Consider the following 19475-nt stretch of genomic DNA (forward strand, 5'->3'; position numbering starts at 1 on the left):
CGCTAGCCCCCACCGGCCTCGTCGACGCGCATGCGCCAGGCGTCACCGACCAGCTCGGCCAGCCGGTGGACGTCGACCCGCTCCAGATGCAGCAGCACCAGGGGGAACGTCCGGTAGGCGGGCTCGGCGGAGAACAGCTCGGGCTCGCCGAGCAGCAGGGCCTGCTTCTCCGCCTCGTCCCCGACGTAGAGCACGGCGATGTCGGTCCGCAGCACCCGGCGGCGTCCGGGGACCCGCTGCGGGTAGGACCACACGAAGCCCTTGCCGCCCACCCGGAAGTCGAACCCGTCGCTGGGGTTCTCGACGGCGCCGTCCAGACCGAGTGCGATCCGGCGGACGTCGTCGGAGTCGGCCATGGCGAGAGCCTACGGTCGATCCCGTGCCGACAGTGACCTCCTCGGACGGTGTCGATCTCGCCGTCACCGGCTTCGGTGGTGCCGGGCGCCCGGTCGTGCTGCTGCACGGGCTGATGAGCTGCGCCGCGAGCTGGGAGCCGCGGGTCGCGGCCCTGATCCCGTACGGCCGGGTGCTGGCCCCCGACGCCCGCGGCCACGGCCGCTCCGGACGCCCCGTGGCCGCCGGACCGGCCGGCGCCGATCCGGCCTGGTCCCCGCGGCGGCTGGCCGGCGACGTCGTCCACCTGCTCGAACGCACCGGACCGGCGGCGCTGGTCGGCCACTCGATGGGCGGGATCTCCGCGCTGCTGGCCTCGCTGAGCAGGCCGGACCTGGTGACGGCCGTCGTCGCCGAGGACCCGCCGCTGGACCTGACCGGTGTGCCGCCGGGCCTGCTCGACGACATGCGCACCTGGTTCACCGCGGTCGCGGGGCCGCACCCGTCGCGGGCGGAGCTGGAGCGGGTGCTCGGCGGGCCGAGCCCGGAGGTCGGCGTGCACATGGGACGGTGCGCCGTCCGCCGCCACGACGGCTGGTGGCTCGCCTGCGACGTCGCCGACGCCATGGAGATCGCCGCGCACTGGACCCGGGAACCGCTGCTCGACGCGGTGTCCGCCGTCCGGGTGCCGCTGCTGGTCGTCGAGGCGGGGGAGTCGGTAGCGCCGCCGGGGCAGCTGGAGCTCCTGGCGACCCGGGTGGCGGGTGCCCGGCACGTCCGGCTCCCGGGGACCGGGCACCTCGTGCACGACACGGCACCGGAACGCTGGAGCCGAGAGGTCACGGCGCTCCTCGGCGCGACCGGGTGAGGTGCGCTCAGGCCTCGGCGAGCACCGCGGTCTCCCCGGTGCGGGTGTCGTGCAGCTCCACCGCGACGATCCGCGCCCGCACCGGAGCGGCCGGGTGGAGCAGGCGGAACGCCTCCGCCGGCCGCCCGGCCGCCAGCACGACGTGCGGCAGCCACGACCCGGGCAGGTGTGCCGCGTGCGCCCCCCGGACTCGGCCGGCCAGCGCGTCGTGCACCGCGGTGTGCACGGCGAGCACCTCCGGATCGGTGACGGCGGCGAACACCAGCGCGTCGTCGTCGCCGGTGACGGAGCCGAGCGTGGCCAGCCACAGCGCCGGGAGGGCGACCGCCCGCAGCTCGGCCGCGAGCGCGTCGCGTGCCGGGCGGCCGAGTGTCCCCGCCGCGGCGACCGTCACGTGCGGGGTCCCGGAGGCCGCCGGTACCCCGGCCGCGGCGAGCCGCTCGCGCAGCGCGGTCAGGGCGGTGACGGCGGCCGGGTCGAGCCGGAACCGGACGACCGCGGGCATCAGACGGGGAGGGCGAAGCGGCCGTCGTCGGTCTGCTCGGCCAGGCCGTCCACCAGCAGCGAGTGCAGGCAGCGGTCGCGCTGTCCCGCGTCGGTCCAGACCGCGTCCAGGGCGGCCCGCTCGACCGGGCCGGGTGCGGTCCGCAGGACGTCCATGAGCTTGCCGCGGACCTGCCGGTCGGTCCCGGCGAAGCCCTGCACCGGCTTGCGCGGGCCGTCGTAGGCGGGCTTCCCCGCGGCGACCCAGGCGCAGGTGTGCGCGACCGGGCAGTCCGCGCAGCGCGGCGACCGCGCGGTGCAGACGACCGCGCCCAGCTCCATCAACCCGGCCGAGACGACGGCGGCCTCGGCGTGCCCGCCGGGCAGGAGCGCGTCGACGTCGGCGAGGTCGGCCCTGGTGCGCGCCGGGCCGGCGTCGCCCTGCCCGTGCACGGCCCGGGCGACCACGCGCCGGACGTTGGTGTCGACCACCGGGGCGCGCAGCCCGTAGCCGAACGCGACGACCGCCCGCGCGGTGTAGGAGCCGATCCCGGGGAGTGCCTCGAGCGCCTCGACGTCGTCGGGCACGGCGTCGCCGTGCTGCCCGGCGATCGCCGCCGCGGCGTCGTGCAGCCGGATCGCCCGCCGCGGGTAGCCGAGCTTGCCCCAGGCCCGCAGGACCTCCGAGCGCGGCGCGGCGGCCAGCGACGACGGCAGCGGCCAGCGCTCCATCCAGTCCAGCCAGATCGGCTCCACCCGGGCCACCGGGGTCTGCTGGAGCATGAACTCGCTGACCAGCACCCCCCACGGGGTCGTCTCGGGGCGCCGCCACGGCAGGTCGCGGGCGTGTGCCCGGAACCACGGGGAGATCAGCTCGGCCAGCACCGCACCAGTGTCGCGCGACCCGCCGGACGGCCCCGGGCGGCCCCTGGTGCGTGGCGTCCGGTCACTACCGCGGGGACGGCGCGCGCGCCCGTCACGACCGGGTCGCGTCCGGGGGAGGCGTGGGCCGGCGCGGTACCCGTGGACGGCCGGCCGATCACGGTCGGTCGACGGCGGCCACGGACGGGGCCCACCGCGGGTCGACCGTCCGGAGTGGAGCACCGCGGGATCGCGACATCGTGTCGGCAGATCAGGAGCCGATCACTCCGGTGGGGGTGTGAGTGCTCCCTCTGGCGGGTGGAACTGCGCCGGTGTGTCCGGATCCGGCGCGGCGCCGACGACATCGAGTAGTCGCCGATCTACCGTCAGTGACGTGATGGACCCGGTGGGACCCCTGCCGGCGTCGGTGTACTGGCGTCGGCGCGCTGTCGCGGTCGGCGCGGCCCTGGTCGCGCTCTTCGCGCTGCTGTGGCTGTCGACGTGGCTGCTGCTCCCCGGCGGCTCCGACGCTCCCACCGACCCCGCAGCGCAGTCCACACCGGACACCCGAGCGGCACTCCCCGGAACGGCGGCCCCGGCATCCCCGGCCCCGGGCGCCCCGCAGACGCCGCTCCCCGCACCCGCCACTCCCGGAGCTCCCCCCGGGGACACGGCGGGGGCGTCCCCCGGGCCCGCGACCCCGGACGCGGGCCCGGGGGACGAGACGGTCCGGCCGGACGACACTCCCCGGCCGTCGGTGCTCGTCCCCCAGGCCGGACCGTCGCCGCCGACCGGCCCGGTGCCCTGCTCCGACGGGATGATCGAGGTCCGGTCCGAGACCGGGCAGCCGAACTACCCGGCCGGGGCCCGGCCCGAGCTGCGGCTGGTCGTGACGAACACGTCCGGCCAGCCCTGCGTGCGCGACCTCGACGGCGCGGAGCAGGAGATCGCCGTCTGGAGCGGCGACGGCGCGCAGAAGCTGTGGTCGTCGAACGACTGCGTCAACCCCGCCACCGACGACCTGCGCACGCTGGTCCCGGGCCAGCCGGTGGCGTTCGCGGTGACCTGGAGCGGGCTCGGTTCCGAGCCGGGCTGCGGTGCGGAGCGGGACCGGGTGACGCCCGGCGGGTACCGGGTGCTCGCCCGCCTCGGCACGGTCGTCAGCGAGCCCGCGCCGCTGCTGATGGGCTGAGCGGGCGGCTCAGCGCATCCGCTGCATGATCTCCTTCAGCGAGGTCGCCTCGGTGATCCGCATACCGGTCGAGCCGACCTCGGAGCCGGCCGGGACGATCGCGTTGGTGAAGCCCAGCCGGGCCGCCTCGGCCAGCCGCCGTCCGACGCCGTGCACCCGGCGCAGCTCACCGGCCAGGCCGAGCTCGCCGAGGACGACCAGGTCGGCGGGCAGTGTCACGTCCCGCCGCGCGGAGACGACGGCGAGCGCGACCGCGAGGTCGGCCGCCGGCTCGGTGATCTTCATGCCGCCGACGGTCGCGGTGTAGACCTCCGCGTCGTGCAGCTTCAGCCCGCCCCGCCGCTCGACGACGGCGAGCAGCATCGGCACCCGTGACGCGTCCAGACCCGTCACCGCGCGCCGCGGGCTGGGGATGTTGGCGCCGGCCACGAGGGCCTGCACCTCGGCGAGCAGCGGACGCCTGCCGTCCATCACGACGGTGACGGCCGTCCCCGGCTGCACGCCCTCGGCTCCCTGCCCGAACCGGCCCACGAACAGGCCCGACGGGTCGGGGAGCCCGACGATGCCGGAATCGCGCAGCTCGAAGCAGCCGACCTCGTCGGCCGGTCCGAACCGGTTCTTCACACCGCGCACCATCCGCAGGGCCGAGTGCTTGTCGCCCTCGAAGTGCAGGACGACGTCGACGACGTGCTCCAGCACCCGGGGGCCCGCGATGCCGCCGTCCTTGGTGACGTGGCCGACCAGCAGCACGGCCAGGCCGCGTTCCTTCGCGAGCGCGGTCAGGCCGACCGTCACCGCGCGGGTCTGGGTGACCCCGCCCGGGGTCCCGTCGACGCTCGCCGTCGACATGGTCTGGATCGAGTCGACGACGAGCAGCGACGGCTTCAGCTGGTCGACGTGCCCGAGCACCGACTCGAGGTCCGACTCGGCGGCGAGGTAGAGCTCGTCGTGCACGCCGCCGGTCCGCTCGGCGCGCAGCCGCACCTGGCCCGCGGACTCCTCGCCGGAGACGTAGAGGACCCGCGAGCGTGCCGCGGCCTGTGCGGCGACCTCCAGCAGCAGCGTGGACTTGCCGACGCCGGGCTCACCGGCCAGCAGCACCACGGCGCCGGGGACGAGCCCGCCGCCCAGCACCCGGTCTAGCTCCTCGACCCCGGTCGGCCGGGCCCGCGACGAGTCCAGCTCGACGTCGGCGATCCGCCGGGCCGGCGTGCTCGGAGCGCCCGCGACGACGGTGCGCTGACCGCCCGCCCGCGGGGCCTCGACCTGCTCGAGCGAGCCCCACGCCTGACAACCGGGGCACCGCCCCACCCACTGCGCGGTGCGCTGGTCGCACTCCGTGCAGCGGTAGCCGCCCGAGCGGGCCGCGCGCGACCGCGGCGTCAGCTCCCGGCGGCGCCGCCCGAGCCGCTGCCCTCGTTGCCGGGCGCGGACTCGGCTCCCTCACCGCTCGGGACCGGGTTCGCCTGGTCGACCGGCGGGGCCTCGGCCTCGCCGCCGGTCTCGCCGCCGACCCCGGTCTCGGCGCCGTTCGCGCCACCGCCGTGGCCGCCCTCGGCCTCGACGCGCTCCGGCTCGGCGCCGGGCCTGCCCTCGCCCGGGATCCCGGTCGGGACCGTGACGGTGATCGGTCCGGCACGCTCGAAGACGAACGTCATCGGCACGTCGCCGCCGGCGGCGATCGGCTGCCGCAGCCCCTCGAGGGTGAGCTGGAGGGGGCGGCTCGCGGTCGGCTGCAGCTCGCTGGTGCCCACCGCGACGAGCGCGACGTCCTGGGCCAGGACCCGGTCGCCGCCGACGGCGACCGAGCCGGCCGCCGGGCTGCTGACCGAGACCAGGCGGTCGGCGGTGGCTCCGGTGTTGATCAGGGTGGCGCGCACCGGCGCCGCGGTGCCGCGGGCGTAGAGCGCGGCCTCGCTCGCGGGGGCCTGCGGGTAGCCGATCTGGACGTCGCGCAGGTCGACGTCGCCGACCGAGGCGTTGAGACCGTTGGTGGCGGCGACCTGCTGCGCGGTCTGCGAGAGCTGGCCCGTCCCGCAACCGCTCAGCAGGAGGCCGGACAGGGCGACGGCCCCGGCTACCCCGGCCAGGGTCCGGAGGGGGCGGCGGTTGCGGCTCACGGTCGGCGTGTCCTTCCTGCCGGCCGGGAACGGCTCCCGGCGCGCTGACGACGGATCTCGTGGAGGCGCGGCGCCCCGGAGGTGTGTTCCGGGCCGGCCGGAGCCGTCCGGGCACGGGAGCCGTGCGATCCGGCGTAGAGCCTAGTCTCGTACGGCCACCGGGTGCGCGGTCGGGCGGCCCCACCGGGTCGTCCGTCGCGCGGCGGTGCGCCGGTGCAGTCCTCCCGCCGCCTCCCCGTGCGGCCGACGCACCCGCGGGGAACATGTTTTTGCGGCATTGTCAACCCCCTGACCTGCGACGACGGCGCCGACCGGCCACCGGCCACCCCGGGCGGCGTGTTAATCTGGACCCAGCGAAAGGGGCCAGAGGACACATGGTTTTCAAGGTCGGAGAGACCGTCGTCTACCCGCACCACGGTGCCGCTCTCATCGAGGCGATCGAGACTCGGACGATCAAGGGTGAGGAAGTTCAGTACCTCGTCCTCAAAGTCCAGCAGGGTGATCTGACGGTTCGAATCCCCGCCGACAATGTCGAGGTCGTCGGCGTCCGGGACGTAGTGGGTCAGGAGGGCCTGGATCGGGTCTTCGAGGTGTTGCGTGCGCCGCACACCGAGGAGCCGACCAACTGGTCCCGCCGGTACAAGGCCAACTGGGAGAAGTTGACCTCCGGTGACGTGAACAAGGTGGCGGAGGTCGTCCGCGACCTGTGGCGCCGTGAGAAGGACCGCGGTCTGTCCGCAGGCGAGAAGCGGATGCTCGGCAAGGCGCGGCAGATCCTGGTCAGCGAGCTCGCACTGGCCGAGGGCACCGACGAGGAGCGGGCCGAGGTCCTGCTCGACGAGGTGCTCGCGACCGCGACCGCCTGACGTGGGCGAGCCGTCCTCCGGGGCGGACGTCGTCGCCGTACTGCCCGCCGCCGGTTCCGGCGAGCGCCTGGGTGCCGGTGTGCCCAAGGCGTTCGTCGAACTCGGCGGCGTGCCGATGCTGGTGCGCGCCGTCGACGGCCTGCTCGCGTCGGACGTGGTCGGGCACGTCGTGGTCGTCGTGCCCGTCGATCAGGTGAGCGGCGCCGCCGCGCTGCTTCCGGGGCGTCCGGTGACGGTCGTGCCGGGTGGTGCGGACCGCACCGCGTCGGTCGCGGCCGGGCTCGCCGTGACGGGGCCGGACACCGAGGTCGTGCTCGTGCACGACGCCGCGCGTCCGCTGACGCCGCCGGACGTCGTGCGACGGGTCGTGACCGCGGTGCGCGCGGGTGCCCCCGCGGTGATCCCCGTGCTTCCCGTCTCCGACACCGTCAAGCAGGTGGACGCCGACGGCGTCGTCGTGTCCACGGTGGACAGGTCGGCGCTGCGTGCGGTGCAGACCCCGCAGGGTTTCCTGCCCGGCGTCCTGCGCCGCGCCTACGCGGGGTCGCCCGACCCGCGCACCGACGACGCCGGGCTGGTCGAGGCCGCCGGCGACCCGGTGTCGACCGTCGCCGGCGACCCGCTGGCGTTCAAGGTGACCACGGCGTGGGACCTGCGCATCGCCGGCCTGCTGCTCGCGGGGGCCGCGGAGAGGATCGGATGAGGGTCGGGATCGGGACCGACGTCCACCCCGTCGAGGCGGGCCGCGACTGCTGGGTCGCGGGCCTGCTGTGGGACGGCGCCGACGGCTGCGCCGGGCACTCCGACGGCGACGTCGCGGCGCACGCGCTCTGCGACGCGCTGCTGTCCGCCGCCGGGCTCGGCGACCTCGGGGCCGTGTTCGGCACCGGGCGCCCGGAGTGGTCCGGCGCGTCCGGCGTGGCGCTGCTCGCCGAGGTCGGCAGGCTGCTCGTCCGCGACGGCTGGACCGTCGGCAACGCGGCCGTCCAGGTGGTCGGCAACGATCCCAAGATCGGGAAGCGGCGTGCCGAGGCCGAACGGGTGCTGTCCGACGTGGTCGGCGGCCCGGTGTCGGTCTCGGGCACCACCACCGACGGTCTCGGACTCACCGGGCGCGGCGAGGGCCGTGCCGCCGTCGCGACGGCCCTGCTCCTCCCCGGCCAGGGACAGGCCCTCCGTCAGGGACAGGCCCCCGGGTCAGGGATGGGCCCCGGTCAGGGGTAGGCCTCCGCGGTCCGCTGCTGGATCTCCTCCGCGGTGAGGTCACCGGTGCGGGACGCGACCATCCACGCGTGACCGAACGGGTCGGCCAGCCGGCCGCCGCGTTCGCCGTACGGGTGGTCCGACACCTCGAAGATCACCTGTCCGCCGCCGTCGAGGATCGCGGTGGCGACCGCGTCCGGGTCGTCCACGTACAGCGCGAGGATCACCGCGCCCGGTCCGGTGGGCGCCGGGTCGACCTCGTCGCCGTCCTTCACCGCCCAGACCGCGTCGCCCGCCCGCAGCAGGGCGTGCACGACGTGGCCGGAGCCGTCGGTGTAGCGCTCGACCAGCTCCGCGCCGAACGCGGCGGTGTAGAAGGCGATGGCCGCGTCGGCGTCGGACACGACGAGCCTGGGGTACAGCTGCTGAACACTCATGACGGACAGCTTGCCGCGGAGGCACCGCCCGTGTAGTGGACGAATCGGAGAGCCGTACCCTGGTGATGTGAGCCTCAGACTTCTCGACAGCGCGACCAGGGAGCAGCGTGCGTTCACGCCGCTGCGGGCCGGAGCCGTGTCGATGTACGTCTGTGGTGCCACCGTGCAGGGGCTGCCGCACATCGGTCACGTCCGCTCCGGTCTCAACTACGACGTGCTCCGCCGCTGGCTCGGCCGCAGCGGGTACGACGTCACCCTGGTCCGCAACGTCACCGACATCGACGACAAGATCCTCCGCAAGTCGGAGGCCGCCGGGCGTCCGTGGTGGGAGTGGGCGGCCACGCACGAGCGGGCCTTCACCGCCGCCTACGACGCCCTGGGCTGCCTCCCGCCGTCGGTCGAGCCGCGCGCGACCGGGCACATCACGCAGATGGTCGAGCTGATCGAGCGGCTGATCGAGCGCGGTCACGCCTACGCGGCGAACGGCGACGTCTACTTCGCCGTCCGGACGATGCCCGAGTACGGGACGCTGTCCGGCCAGAAGGTCGACGACGTCCACCAGGGCGAGGGCGAGGCCGGGGACAAGCGGGACCCGCTCGACTTCACGCTGTGGAAGGCCGCGAAGCCGGGCGAGCCGAGCTGGCCCACCCCGTGGGGGCACGGCCGTCCGGGGTGGCACCTGGAGTGCTCGGCGATGGCGACCGCCTACCTGGGCCCGGAGTTCGACATCCACGGCGGCGGCCTGGACCTGGTGTTCCCGCACCACGAGAACGAGCGGGCCCAGTCGCACGCCGCCGGTGACCCGTTCGCCCGGTTCTGGCTGCACAACGCCTGGGTGACCATGGGCGGCGAGAAGATGTCGAAGTCGCTGGGCAACACCCTGGCGATCGAGGCCCTGCTGCAGCGGGTCCGCCCGATCGAGCTGCGGTACTACCTGGTCGGCCCGCACTACCGGTCGGCGATCGAGTACTCCGACGCCGCGCTGGACGAGGCGGTCGCCGCGTACCGGCGGGTCGAGTCGTTCGTGAACCGGGTGCGGGAGCGGCACGGGCTGCCCGAGCCCTCCACCGAGCTGCCCGCCGAGTTCACCGCCGCGCTCGACGACGACCTGGGCACGCCGATCGCGCTCGGTGCGGTGCACAAGCTGGTGCGGGAGGGCAACACCGCCCTCGACGCCGGCGACGCCCGCACCGCGTCGCAGGCCGCGTCCTGCGTCCGCGCGACGACGGGCGTGCTCGGCCTCGACCCGCTGGCCGCCGGGGGCGCGGCCGACAACGCCGGCGACGCCGCCCGGCAGGCACTCGGCACCCTGGTCGAGTCGATGCTGGAGCGCCGGCAGGCGGCGCGCGCCGGGCGCGACTTCGCCACCGCGGACCGGCTCCGCGACGAGCTGCTCGCCGCCGGGATCGCCGTCGAGGACGGCGCCGGCGGCTCCACCTGGACATTGAAGGACGCATAAGAGCATGGCAGGCAATTCCAAGCGACGCGGTGCCGTCCGCAAGGAGGGCACGAAGAAGGGCCCGGTCATCGGTTCCGGCGGCCAGCCCCGGCGCTCGCTCCGCGGCAAGGGGCCGACCCCGTCCGGCGAGATGCGCCCGGGCCACCCCAAGCAGAAGGCGGCCGCCCGCCGCGACCGGCAGGACCAGCAGCAACAGCGCCGCCGTCCGGTCGCCGGGCGGCGCGGCGACGGCGAGGGCCCGGAGACCGTGCTCGGCCGCAACCCGGTCGTCGAGTGCCTCCGGGCCGGTGTCCCGTCGACGGCGCTGCACGTCGCCACCGGCATGTCCGCCGACGAGCGGGTCGCCGAGGCGGTCTCGCTCGCCGCGGAGCAGGGGATCTCGATCCTGGAGGTACCCCGCAACGACCTGGACCGGCTCACCGGCGGGGCGTTGCACCAGGGCCTGGCGCTGCAGGTGCCGCCGTACAGCTACGCGCACCCGGACGAGCTGCTCGAGGCGGCGGCCGACTCCGGCCGCCCGGCGCTGACCGTCGCCCTGGACGGGGTGACCGACCCGCGGAACCTGGGTGCGGTCGTCCGGTCGGTGGGGGCGTTCGGCGGGCACGGTGTCGTCGTCCCGCAGCGGCGCGCGGCCGGGATGACGGCCGTGGCGTGGCGGACCTCGGCCGGCACCGCGGTGCGCGTGCCGGTGGCCCGGGCGACGAACCTGACCCGAACCCTGCGCGAGTACGCCTCGGCCGGGCTGATGGTCGTCGGCCTGGCCGCCGACGGTGACGTCTCCCTCGACGAGTTCGACCTCGCCACCGGGCCGTTGGCGCTCGTCACCGGGTCGGAGGGCAAGGGCCTCTCCCGGTTGGTGCGCGAGACCTGCGACCTGACGGTGTCGATCCCGCTGGCCGGCCGGGTGGAGTCGCTGAACGCCTCGGTGGCCACCGGCGTCGTGCTCGCGGAGGTCGCGCGCCGTCGTCGTCTGGAGCGCTGAGCGCACCCCGTCGCCGCGCCACGCACCCCGTCGCCGCGTCACGCACCCCTCGCAGCGGGTGCGCGGCGCGGTCAGGGGGTGCGTGCCGGGTCAGGCCCGGACGGGGGCCCGCCCGCGGAGCCGGGCGATCACCCGGCACAGCACGTAGGCCAGGAAGCCGATCGTCGCCACGTACGCCGACACCGGCACTCCGGGGGCGAGCGACAGGACCGTCCCGCCGACCAGCGCCACCTCGGCGATCACGATCGCGATCACCGTGGCGAGCACCGGGTTGGCGGTCACCCGGTTCGCCGCCGCCCCGGGAACGATCATGACCGCGAGCACCAGGATCGCACCGACGATCGGCACCGCCAGCGCGGTGACCAGGCCGATCAGCACCGCGAACACCAGCGACAGCGCCCGCACCGGGACGCCGCGGGCGAGTGCGACGTCGGGATCGGTGCTGGCGAACAGCAGCGGCCGGTAGACCACGAGCAGCGTGCCCAGCACGAGGAGCGCGACGACGGCGAGCACCCACAGGTTGGTGCCGTCGACCGACACGATCGATCCCGTGAGCAGGCCGAACCGGTTCGCGGACCGGCCGTCGTACAGCGACAGGAACAGCACCCCGAGGCCGAGCCCGAACGCCATCACGACGCCGATCACCGAGTCCCGCTCGCGCTGCCGCAGGCCGAGCACCCCGAAGATCGTCGCGGCGACGACGGCCCCGACGACGGAGCCGAGCCCGACCTCGACACCGACGAGCAGCGCGGCCGCGCCACCGGTGAAGGCCAGCTCCGCGGTGCCGTGCACGGCGAAGGCCATGCCGCGGCTGACGACCAGCGGGGTGAGCAGCCCGGCCACGAGGCCGAGCACCGCGCAGGCGATCAGCGCGTTCTGGACGAACGGCTCGCCGAGCAGCTCCGCGGTGCCGTCGAGGGAGAACAGCTCGTCCATCAGGCACCCCCCACCGGCAGCGTGTCGCCGTGGTGCTCGTGGTCCTCGGCGCCGACGACGACCAGCCGGTCCCGTACACGCAGCACGTCGACCTCGGTGCGGTAGAGCTCCGACAGCACCTCCGAGGTCATGACCTCCTCCGTCGGCCCGATCCGGAACCGGCCGTCGACCAGGTAGAGCACGCGGTCGACGAGCGGCAGCACCGGGTTGATCTCGTGGGTCACGAACAGCACCGCGGTGTCGTCGGCCCGGCGGCGGTCCTCGATGAGCCGGGTGACGGTGCGCTGGTGGGAGAGGTCCAGCGACAGCAGCGGCTCGTCGCACAGCAGGACGGCCGGGTCCCCGACCAGGGCCTGCGCGACGCGGAGCCGCTGCTGCTCGCCGCCGGACAGCCGTCCGACGGGGGCGTCGGCGTACCCGGTCCCGCCGACCTGCTCCAGCGCCCGGTCCACCTTCGCCCGCCGCACCCGCCGGCCGCGCAGGCCCGGCCCGAACCGGTGCCCGTCCAGCCCCAGGCCGATCAGGTCGCGTCCGCGCAGCGGCAGGTCCGGATCGAGCGGCTGCTGCTGGGGCACGTAGCCGATCTCCGGGCTGCCCCGCCGCGGCGCCGCACCCGCCACCCGTACCTCGCCCTCGGACAGCGGCAGCAGGCCCAGCAGGACGCGCATCAGCGTCGTCTTGCCGGAGCCGTTCGGGCCGAGCACGGCGACGAACTCGCCGGGCGCGACGTCGAGGTCCAGGCCGGACCACAGGGTCCGGTCGCCGAAACGCAGGCCCGCCCCGCGCAGTGAGAGCGCGGGGCGGGTGGTCGTTGCAGGGTGCACGGGATCAGCGTGCCAGCGCCGCGTTCAGCGCATCGAGGTTGGTGTTCATCCACTGCACGTAGTCGTCGACGCCGTCGGGCATCGTCTCCGACATCTCGACCACCGGGACGCCCGCCTGCTCGGCCGCGGCCCGGACCTGGTCGGTGCTCGCCGACTCGGTCTGGGTGTTGACGATCAGCGCGTCGACCGGCGGCTGGGCACGGAACAGGTCGAGCATCTGCGCGACGACGGCGGCGGGCGGGTCGGTGCCCTCCTCGACGGCGGACGAGAACTCCTGCGGCGTCGCGTTCTGCACCCCCGCGGTCTCGAGCAGGTGGTCGGGCACGGGCTCGGTCACCGCGACCCGTGCGCCGGGGTGGGCGCGGCCGATCTCGGTGGCCTTCGAGGTCAGCTGCGCGACCCCGCCGCCCACCGTCTGCGCGTTGCTGCGGAAGTACTCGGCGGCACTCGGGTCGATCTCGGCGAGCCGGTCGGCGATCTGCTGGGCGACCTTCTGCACGGTCGGCAGGCTGTACCAGACGTGCTCGTTGAACGCGCCGTGGTCGTGGCCCTCGTGTCCGGCCTCCTCGCCCTCGCCGGCGTGCGCGGCGTGCTCCTCGGGACTCTCACCCGCGTGCGCGCCGTGCGCGTGGTCGTGCCCACCGGCCTCCGCCGCCTCGGCGGCGCCCTCCAGCCCGGAGACCGCGACCGCGTCGACGACCGGGGCCCGGTTGCCCGACGCGTCGACCAGGCCGGTCATGAACGCGTCGTAGCCGCCGCCGTTGGTGACGATCAGCTGGGCGTCGCCGACGGTGGCCGCGTCGCCGGGGGTGGCCTCGTAGCCGTGCGGGTCCTGGTTCGCCGAGTCGATGATCGGGTCGACCTGTGCGTAGTTGCCGCCGACGGCCTTCGCGACGGCGCCCCAGGCGTCGGTGGAGGTGACGATCCGGACCTGGGGGGTGTCCGGGCTGGTGGGGGTGTCGACCTGGCCGGAACCGCAGGCGGACAGTCCGAGGGACAACGCGGCCAGCCCGGCCACGAGAGTGGCGGGCCGGAGCGGGGATCGGGACACGGACGGAGCTCCTATCAACATATCGGCATATCTTTATCGATAACCGTTCTCGATTCACTCTACCGTCGGACGATGCCCCCATCCCACGTCGCAGGGTGTGATCCGCGCAGGCCCGGACGGGGTGGACTTTCACGCCGGTGACGGCGCCGCTACCGTTCGGGGATGACCGGTCCCCAGCACCAGCGGCGCCCGGCGACGCTGGCGTCGCTGGCGGCCGAGCTCGGGGTCTCGCGGACGACCGTGTCGAACGCCTACAACCGTCCCGACCAGCTGTCCGCGCCGCTGCGCGAGCGGGTGCTCGAGGCCGCCCGGCGGCTGGGGTACCCGGGCCCGGACCCGGTCGCGCGGTCACTCCGTACCCGCCGGGCCGGTGCGGTCGGTCTGCTGCTCACCGAGGCCCTCAGCTACGCCTTCCGCGACCCGGGCGCGACGGGCTTCCTCGAAGGGCTCGCGCTGGCCTGCGAGAAGGCCGGGACCGGTCTGCTGCTCGTGCCGGTGAGCCCCGAGCACTCCGACGTCGACGCCGTGTTCCAGGCCGGCGTCGACGGCTTCGTCGTGTACTCGGTCAGCGAGGACGACCCGCACTTCCGGGCCGTGCTGCAGCGCCCGGTGCCGACGGTCGTGTGCGACCAGCCGGCCGACGTCGAGGGCGTCGACCGGGTCGGTGTCGACGACCGCGCCGGCACGCTCGCGCTGGGCAGGCACCTGGTCGAGCTCGGGCACCGGCGGATCGGGGTGCTCTGCATGCGCCTCGGCTCGCGCCGGCACGACGGGCCGGCCGACCAGGCCCGGCAGGAGACGGGTTCCTACAGCGTGCAACGCGAACGCCTCGCGGGCCTGCGCGCGGCGTTCGCCGAGGCCGGTGTGGACTGGGCTGGCGTGCCCGTCATCGAGCGGTACGAGCACACCCTGGAGGCCGGTGCCGACGGCGCCGCCACCCTGCTCGACGCGCACCCGGGCATCACGGCGCTGGTGTGCACGTCCGACATCCTCGCCCTCGGCGCGCTCGGCGAGGCCCGCGAGCGTGGCCTGCGGGTCCCCGAGGACCTGTCGGTCGCCGGGTTCGACGGCGTCCCCGAGGCCGAGCGGGCCGGGCTGACCACGGTCCGCCAGCCGTTCCGGGAGAAGGGCCGGGAGGCGGGTCGCCTGCTGCTGGAGCGGGGCGACCGCAACGTCTCCGAGCACGTCGTGCTGCCCACCGAGCTGATCGTCGGCAGCACCACGCGGGCGCTCCGCCAGTCCGGGGAGTTCTTCTCCGGGTGGTGACGCTGACCGGCCTGCGCCGGTACCCGGTCAAGTCCTGCCGGGGTGCCGACCTGCGACGAGCCGTGGTGGAACGGGCCGGTCTCGCGGGCGACCGCCGGTGGATGCTCGTCTCCGGCGACGACGGCCGGATGGTCACCGCGCGCACCCACCCGCGGCTGGTGCTGGCCGTGCCGCAGCCGGTCGTGGACGGCCTGGAGATCACCGGGCCGGACCTGCCCGCGCTGCGGGTGGCCGTGCCCGACCCGTCGCCGGGCGTCGAACCGGTGCGGGTGCACCGGTGGGAGACGGCGGGCGTGCGGGCCGGGGACGACGCCGACGCCTGGTTCTCCGAGCTGCTCGGCGAGAAGGTCCGCCTCGTGCACCTCGACGACCCGGACCGCCGTCGCCCGGATCCGGAGTTCGCCCGGGACGACGACCGGGTCTCGTTCGCCGACGGCTACCCGCTGCTGCTGACGTCGACGAGCAGCCTCGACGCGCTGAACGCCCGGGTCGCCGACGGTCCGCACGCCGGCGAGGGCCCGCTGCCGATGGTCCGGTTCCGCCCGAACCTGGTCGTCTCCGGTGCTCCCGCGTGGGCCGAGGACGGCTGGCGCCGGGTGCGGATCGGGGACGCGCGGTTCCGGATCGTGAAGGGCTGCGCCCGGTGCGTGCTGACCACCGTGGACCCCGTGACGGCGGTGAAGGGCCGGGAGCCGATGGTCACCCTGGCCCGGCACCGACGGTTCGACAAGGGCGTCTGGTTCGGGATGAACCTCGTCCCCGACGACCCCGGGACGGAGCTGCACGTCGGTGACCCGGTCGAGGTCCTCGACGCCGCCGACCCGGCGGACGGGCCGCCGCGCTGACCCCGGGCCGGCGAGGCGCCGTCCGTCTCGTCGGTATCGTCGGGCCCGGGTCCCCCGTCCGGGTGGCCGGACGGACCGACGGGGAGGCTGCGCTGAACGACGCCGGCCCGCCCCGACGCCCGCGCCGCGGCCCCCCGCCCGGTCGCGCCTCCGCGCCACCACCCGGACGGTCCGCTCCGCCCCCTCCGGCACCGCCGCCTCCCGGGGCGCGGCCCGCCGGTCCGCCTCCTGCCGGGCCCCGCCCCGCCGGTCCGCCTCCGGCCGGGCCGCGGCGGTCCGTGCCGGGGTCCGGCCGGCCCGCACCTCAGCCGCCCGCAGGACCCGGCCGCGGTGCGGCCCCGGGAGCCGGCGCCGGGCGTGGGGCGGCGGGTCCCCGGGCCGGGCAGCGCGCCGCCGCCCGCCCGCCGTCGTCCGCCCCGCAGGCGGCGTGGCCCGTCGCGCCGCCGCCCCCGGACGTCTCCGGGTGGGACCGGGCCGACCGGCGGTCCCCGGATCCGGCGGACCTGCACCCCGCCGAGCGCCCCCTGCCCCCGCGCCGCGGCGGTCCGCGCCGGACCGGACCGCCACCGCGCCGGGGTGCGGCCCCGGACGCACGTCCCGGGATCGGCCGTGGCGCCCCGCGTCGCCCGCTCGAACCGATCGGCCCGCGCATCGCGGCGCTGCGGCGCCGCCTGCTCCCGCAGCGGGCCCCGGGTGCACCGGCGCCGTCGACACGGGCCCGGCTCCGCCAGGGCCTGCGCTGGGCACTCGTCGCCCAGGCCGTCCCGCTGGTCCTGGTGCTGCTGTTCACGCTGGTCGACCCGCCGTACTCGATGTTCCGGCTGTGGAACTTCGGGCCGACCGTCGCGCAGTGGACCGACGCCGACCACGTGTCGCGCAACTTCCTGGTCGTCGTCATGGGGCAGGAGGACCAGCAGTTCCCCGAGCGGACGCTCGCGGTGGACTACGGGATGCAGTGGGCGCGTGTGCAGGCCTACATGGACGGGACCGACGACCCGTCGGGATCGACCATCACCCAGCAGACGTCGAAGAACCTGTTCCTGTGGGGCGGGCGGTACCCGCCGCTCGAACCCGTGCGCAAGGCGCTGGAGATCCCGCCGGCGGAGACGATGGAACTGGTGATGCCCAAGCGCCGGATCCTGGAGATCTACGTCAACGTCGCGCAGTTCGCGCCGCGCGTCTACGGCGTGTGCGCCGCGTCCTGGTACTACTTCGGCAAGTCCAGCCGGGCGCTGAGCATCGACGAGTCCGCCCAGCTCGTGGGGCTGCTGCCGTCGCCGCTGCACGTGGAACGCGCCCCCGGCGGGGGCATGCGCTTCCTCGGGGACACCAACGGCAACGGTGCCGCCGATCCCGGCGAGCGCGGGTTCATCAGTGCGAAGGGCTACTGGCACGCCCGTGAACGCGCACCCCGCTGGTACAGCCAGATGGGCGGCGTCTCCGCGACCGAGGGCATCGGGATCGCCGGCAGCGCCTCCGACCTGCCCGCCGCCGACGACCCGTGCCGCGAGCCACCCGCCGCGCTGGCCGACCTCGACTGACCCCGGTCAGCCGCGCAGCGCGGCGAGCCGATCCAGGACCCCCGCCATCTCCGGCGGGCCGGGGACCCGGTGCCGGGCCGCGGTGTCGCCGTCGCCGACCTTGATGCCGACGTCGCCGTCGCGCAGCACCCGGAACGCGGTCTCGTCGGTGACGTCGTCCCCGGCGAACAGCACCGCGTCGACCCCGAGCTGGTCACGCAGGATCTCGACCGCCGCGCCCTTCGTCGTCCGCAGCACGGCCAGGTCCAGCACGTCCTTGCCGGGGGTCGCGTCGATCCCGTCCCGGACCCACCCGGCCGCCACCCGCTCGAGCAGGGCGGCGCCGTCGGCCGGATCCATGCCGCGGACGTGGACGGCCGCACCGGCCGGCTTCGTCTCCAGCCGGGAGCCCGGAGCGGCGTCGACGAGCTCCCGCAGGCCCGCGAGCAACGCCTCGCGCCGCTCCGCCTGCGCCGCGGTCAGGAGCCCGGTGCGGCCGAGGCGGGCGGCGAGCTCGTCGTCGTACTCCGCCCCGTGGCTGCCGACCAGCCCGACCGGCGGGCCGAACCCGGAGACGGCCGCGAGGTCGTCGCGCCCGCGGCCGGACAGCATCACGACGGTCGTCGTGTCGTGCGCGGCGAGGCGCCGGACCGCCTCGGCGGACTCCGGCAGCGGCCGCGAGGCCGACGGGTCGTCCACCAGCGGCGCGAGGACGCCGTCGAAGTCCAGCGCGACGAGCAGTGCCCCCGCCGACGCCAGCCGGTCCAGGTCGGCGTCGAGGCTCACGGGGCCACCGTGACCCCGAGCGACTCGAGGAACCCGCGCGCCCAGCGGTCGACGTCGTTGTCGAGGACCTGCCTGCGCAGCGTCCGCATCCGTTTCGCACCCTCGTCCGGGTTCATGGTCAGCGCCGCGTAGAGCGCCTCCTTGACCCCGTCGGTGTCGTGCGGGTTCACCAGCAGCGCGCTGGTCAGCTCGATCGCCGCACCGGCGAACTCGGACAGGACGAGGACGCCGCCGTCGTCGTGCCGGGAGGCCACGTACTCCTTCGCGACGAGGTTCATGCCGTCGCGCAGCGGGGTCACCAGCATGACGTCGGCCGCCAGGAAGAACGCGACGAGTTCCTCGCGGGGCAGCGACCGGTGCAGGTAGTGGACGGCGGGGTGCCCGACCCGGGCGAACTCGCCGTTGAGGCGCCCGACCGAGAGCTCGATGTCGTCCCGCATCTGCTGGTAGTGCTCGACCCGCTCGCGGGACGGCGTCGCGAGCTGGATCATCACGGCGTCGTCGACCGTGATCCGCTCCTCCTCGAGGAGCTCGTGGAACGCGCGCAGCCGGACGTCGATGCCCTTGGTGTAGTCGAGCCGGTCCACCCCGAGCGCGATCCGCTCCGGGTTCCCGAGCTCCCGGCGGATCTGGGCGGCCCGCTCGATCACCTCGGGGCGGCGGGACAGGGCGTCGAGGTGCTTCGCGTCGATCGAGATGGGGAAGGCGCCGAGCTGCACCCGTCGATCGCCGTAGCGGACGATCTCGGGATCACGGTCCGGTGCCGCACCGGTGAGCTCCTGGGCGAGCCAGTGGAAGTTGCGGACACCGCCGTCGGTGTGGAAACCGACCAGGTCGGCCCCGAGCAGCCCCTCCAGGATCCGGGTCCGCCACGGGAGCTGGCGGAACAGCTCGACCGGCGGGAACGGGATGTGCAGGAAGAAGCCGATCCGCAGGTCGGGGCGCAGCTCGCGCAGCCGGCCGGGGACGAGCTGGAGCTGGTAGTCCTGCACCCAGACCGTCGCGCCGTGCGCGGCGACCTTCGCGACCTCCTCGGCGAACCGCTGGTTGACCGTCGTGTAGGCGCGCCACCAGTGCCGGTGGAACTGCGGCTGCGCGACGACGTCGTGGTAGAGCGGCCAGAGCGTGCCGTTGGAGAAGCCCTCGTAGTAGTCCTCGACCTCCTGGGCGGACAGGCGTACGGGGAACAGCGACAACCCGTCCTCGGCGAACGGCTCGACCTCGACGTCCGGAACGCCGGGCCAGCCGACCCAGGCGCCCTCCCGGGCCCGCAGCGTCGGCTCCAGCGCCGTGACCAGGCCCCCCGGGCTGCGCTTCCAGCCGGTGCTGCCGTCCGGCCGCCTTTCGTAGTCCACCGGCAGCCGGTTGGCCACCACCACGAGGTCCGCTGCGGTCACCGGTTCGCCGCTGGTCACATACCCTCCTCGACGCGCGGGCCCCGGG

21 protein-coding genes are annotated in these 19475 nt (G+C 75.3%); 10 read left to right on the plus strand and 11 right to left on the minus strand.

Annotated features, from left to right (window positions below):
• Nucleotides 1–2 precede the first annotated feature (2 nt).
• Entirely contained in the window at nt 3–356 is a 354-nt protein-coding gene (locus AD017_RS15030) for a hypothetical protein (RefSeq protein WP_010225690.1), read from the minus strand.
• 23 nt (nt 357–379) lie between these two features.
• On the opposite strand from AD017_RS15030, the gene AD017_RS15035 reads away from it, so the two are divergent.
• Nucleotides 380–1201, plus strand: a complete 822-nt coding sequence (locus AD017_RS15035) for an alpha/beta fold hydrolase (RefSeq protein ID WP_227012753.1) — start codon at nt 380–382, stop codon at nt 1199–1201.
• 7 nt (nt 1202–1208) lie between these two features.
• On the opposite strand, the gene AD017_RS15040 is transcribed toward AD017_RS15035, so the two are convergent.
• Together AD017_RS15040 and AD017_RS15045 are read right to left on the minus strand one after the other, a co-directional pair.
• Nucleotides 1209–1706, minus strand: coding sequence for a 2'-5' RNA ligase family protein (locus AD017_RS15040; RefSeq protein WP_060574602.1), 498 nt, complete (start codon nt 1704–1706; stop codon nt 1209–1211).
• The gene (locus tag AD017_RS15045; protein WP_010224965.1) at nt 1706–2569 is read right to left on the minus strand and encodes an A/G-specific adenine glycosylase; all 864 of its coding nucleotides are present in this window, start codon (nt 2567–2569) and stop codon (nt 1706–1708) included. Before AD017_RS15045 ends, AD017_RS15040 begins: the two co-directional genes overlap by 1 nt.
• Nucleotides 2570–2942: 373 nt before the next feature.
• Between AD017_RS15045 and AD017_RS15050 the strand changes: the two genes are divergently transcribed.
• A complete protein-coding gene (locus tag AD017_RS15050) occupies nt 2943–3737 on the plus strand; it encodes a hypothetical protein (protein WP_010224964.1) in 795 nt (264 codons plus the stop codon).
• 9 nt (nt 3738–3746) lie between these two features.
• Here AD017_RS15050 and radA read toward each other — a convergent pair whose 3' ends face one another.
• Nucleotides 3747–5048, minus strand: a complete 1302-nt coding sequence (gene radA / locus AD017_RS15055; protein ID WP_083832157.1) for a DNA repair protein RadA — start codon at nt 5046–5048, stop codon at nt 3747–3749.
• A gap of 71 nt (nt 5049–5119) precedes the next feature.
• Nucleotides 5120–5857 carry a copper chaperone PCu(A)C gene (locus tag AD017_RS15060; RefSeq protein ID WP_060574604.1) on the minus strand — a complete coding sequence of 246 codons (738 nt, stop codon included), beginning with the start codon at nt 5855–5857 and terminating at the stop codon, nt 5120–5122.
• Nucleotides 5858–6231: 374 nt separating this feature from the next.
• On the opposite strand from AD017_RS15060, the gene AD017_RS15065 reads away from it, so the two are divergent.
• The 3 genes from AD017_RS15065 to ispF are packed head-to-tail and all read left to right on the plus strand — an operon-like array spanning nt 6232 to nt 7947.
• Nucleotides 6232–6723 carry a CarD family transcriptional regulator gene (locus AD017_RS15065; RefSeq protein ID WP_010231423.1) on the plus strand — a complete coding sequence of 164 codons (492 nt, stop codon included), beginning with the start codon at nt 6232–6234 and terminating at the stop codon, nt 6721–6723.
• A gap of 1 nt (nt 6724) precedes the next feature.
• Complete coding sequence (ispD, locus tag AD017_RS15070; RefSeq protein WP_060574605.1) at nt 6725–7426, plus strand: 2-C-methyl-D-erythritol 4-phosphate cytidylyltransferase; 702 nt, start codon at nt 6725–6727, stop codon at nt 7424–7426.
• The gene (ispF, locus tag AD017_RS15075) at nt 7423–7947 is read left to right on the plus strand and encodes a 2-C-methyl-D-erythritol 2,4-cyclodiphosphate synthase (protein ID WP_060574606.1); all 525 of its coding nucleotides are present in this window, start codon (nt 7423–7425) and stop codon (nt 7945–7947) included. The genes ispD and ispF overlap by 4 nt, the downstream gene beginning before the upstream one ends.
• Here the strand turns inward: ispF and AD017_RS15080 are convergent.
• Nucleotides 7938–8363: a glyoxalase/bleomycin resistance/extradiol dioxygenase family protein gene (locus tag AD017_RS15080; protein ID WP_060574607.1), complete on the minus strand. Its 426-nt coding sequence runs from the start codon at nt 8361–8363 to the stop codon at nt 7938–7940. The two genes, ispF and AD017_RS15080, sit on opposite strands and share 10 nt — an antisense overlap.
• Nucleotides 8364–8430: 67 nt before the next feature.
• Between AD017_RS15080 and cysS the strand changes: the two genes are divergently transcribed.
• Nucleotides 8431–9822: a cysteine--tRNA ligase gene (cysS, locus tag AD017_RS15085; protein WP_082399257.1), complete on the plus strand. Its 1392-nt coding sequence runs from the start codon at nt 8431–8433 to the stop codon at nt 9820–9822.
• A gap of 4 nt (nt 9823–9826) precedes the next feature.
• Nucleotides 9827–10804, plus strand: coding sequence for a 23S rRNA (guanosine(2251)-2'-O)-methyltransferase RlmB (rlmB, locus tag AD017_RS15090; protein ID WP_060574608.1), 978 nt, complete (start codon nt 9827–9829; stop codon nt 10802–10804).
• 90 nt (nt 10805–10894) lie between these two features.
• On the opposite strand, the gene AD017_RS15095 is transcribed toward rlmB, so the two are convergent.
• From AD017_RS15095 to AD017_RS15105, 3 genes are read right to left on the minus strand one after another with little or no spacing between them, the layout of a single operon-like run.
• Nucleotides 10895–11740: a metal ABC transporter permease gene (locus AD017_RS15095; RefSeq protein ID WP_060574609.1), complete on the minus strand. Its 846-nt coding sequence runs from the start codon at nt 11738–11740 to the stop codon at nt 10895–10897.
• On the minus strand, nt 11740–12564 hold the full coding sequence (locus AD017_RS15100; protein WP_010231436.1) for a metal ABC transporter ATP-binding protein: 825 nt from the start codon (nt 12562–12564) through the stop codon (nt 11740–11742). The genes AD017_RS15095 and AD017_RS15100 overlap by 1 nt, the downstream gene beginning before the upstream one ends.
• A 4-nt stretch (nt 12565–12568) precedes the next feature.
• A complete protein-coding gene (locus AD017_RS15105) occupies nt 12569–13615 on the minus strand; it encodes a metal ABC transporter solute-binding protein, Zn/Mn family (protein ID WP_010231438.1) in 1047 nt (348 codons plus the stop codon).
• Nucleotides 13616–13777: 162 nt separating this feature from the next.
• On the opposite strand from AD017_RS15105, the gene AD017_RS15110 reads away from it, so the two are divergent.
• From AD017_RS15110 to AD017_RS36290, 3 genes are all read left to right on the plus strand, one after another.
• Nucleotides 13778–14881 carry a LacI family DNA-binding transcriptional regulator gene (locus tag AD017_RS15110; RefSeq protein WP_010231441.1) on the plus strand — a complete coding sequence of 368 codons (1104 nt, stop codon included), beginning with the start codon at nt 13778–13780 and terminating at the stop codon, nt 14879–14881.
• The gene (locus AD017_RS15115) at nt 14875–15726 is read left to right on the plus strand and encodes an MOSC domain-containing protein (RefSeq protein WP_060574610.1); all 852 of its coding nucleotides are present in this window, start codon (nt 14875–14877) and stop codon (nt 15724–15726) included. Before AD017_RS15110 ends, AD017_RS15115 begins: the two co-directional genes overlap by 7 nt.
• Before the next feature lie 278 nt (nt 15727–16004).
• Nucleotides 16005–17267, plus strand: a complete 1263-nt coding sequence (locus AD017_RS36290; RefSeq protein WP_082399259.1) for a transglycosylase domain-containing protein — start codon at nt 16005–16007, stop codon at nt 17265–17267.
• Nucleotides 17268–17273: 6 nt separating this feature from the next.
• Here AD017_RS36290 and otsB read toward each other — a convergent pair whose 3' ends face one another.
• Complete coding sequence (gene otsB, locus AD017_RS15125; RefSeq protein WP_060574611.1) at nt 17274–18032, minus strand: trehalose-phosphatase; 759 nt, start codon at nt 18030–18032, stop codon at nt 17274–17276.
• Nucleotides 18029–19447, minus strand: a complete 1419-nt coding sequence (locus AD017_RS15130; RefSeq protein WP_060574612.1) for a trehalose-6-phosphate synthase — start codon at nt 19445–19447, stop codon at nt 18029–18031. The genes otsB and AD017_RS15130 overlap by 4 nt, the downstream gene beginning before the upstream one ends.
• Nucleotides 19448–19475 lie beyond the last annotated feature (28 nt).

Source organism: Pseudonocardia sp. EC080619-01, assembly GCF_001420995.1.
Classification (GTDB): domain Bacteria; phylum Actinomycetota; class Actinomycetes; order Mycobacteriales; family Pseudonocardiaceae; genus Pseudonocardia.

Excerpts from the sequence above, each read along its gene's own strand:
- AD017_RS15030 (WP_010225690.1), bottom strand. The coding sequence starts at position 356 with ATGGCCGACTCCGACGACGTCCGCCGGATCGCACTCGGTCTGGACGGC.
- AD017_RS15040 (WP_060574602.1), bottom strand. The coding sequence starts at position 1,706 with ATGCCCGCGGTCGTCCGGTTCCGGCTCGACCCGGCCGCCGTCACCGCC.
- AD017_RS15050 (WP_010224964.1), top strand. The coding sequence starts at position 2,943 with ATGGACCCGGTGGGACCCCTGCCGGCGTCGGTGTACTGGCGTCGGCGC.
- AD017_RS15065 (WP_010231423.1), top strand. The coding sequence starts at position 6,232 with ATGGTTTTCAAGGTCGGAGAGACCGTCGTCTACCCGCACCACGGTGCC.
- ispF (WP_060574606.1), top strand. The coding sequence starts at position 7,423 with ATGAGGGTCGGGATCGGGACCGACGTCCACCCCGTCGAGGCGGGCCGC.
- AD017_RS15080 (WP_060574607.1), bottom strand. The coding sequence starts at position 8,363 with ATGAGTGTTCAGCAGCTGTACCCCAGGCTCGTCGTGTCCGACGCCGAC.
- rlmB (WP_060574608.1), top strand. The coding sequence starts at position 9,827 with ATGGCAGGCAATTCCAAGCGACGCGGTGCCGTCCGCAAGGAGGGCACG.
- AD017_RS15095 (WP_060574609.1), bottom strand. The coding sequence starts at position 11,740 with ATGGACGAGCTGTTCTCCCTCGACGGCACCGCGGAGCTGCTCGGCGAG.
- AD017_RS15110 (WP_010231441.1), top strand. The coding sequence starts at position 13,778 with ATGACCGGTCCCCAGCACCAGCGGCGCCCGGCGACGCTGGCGTCGCTG.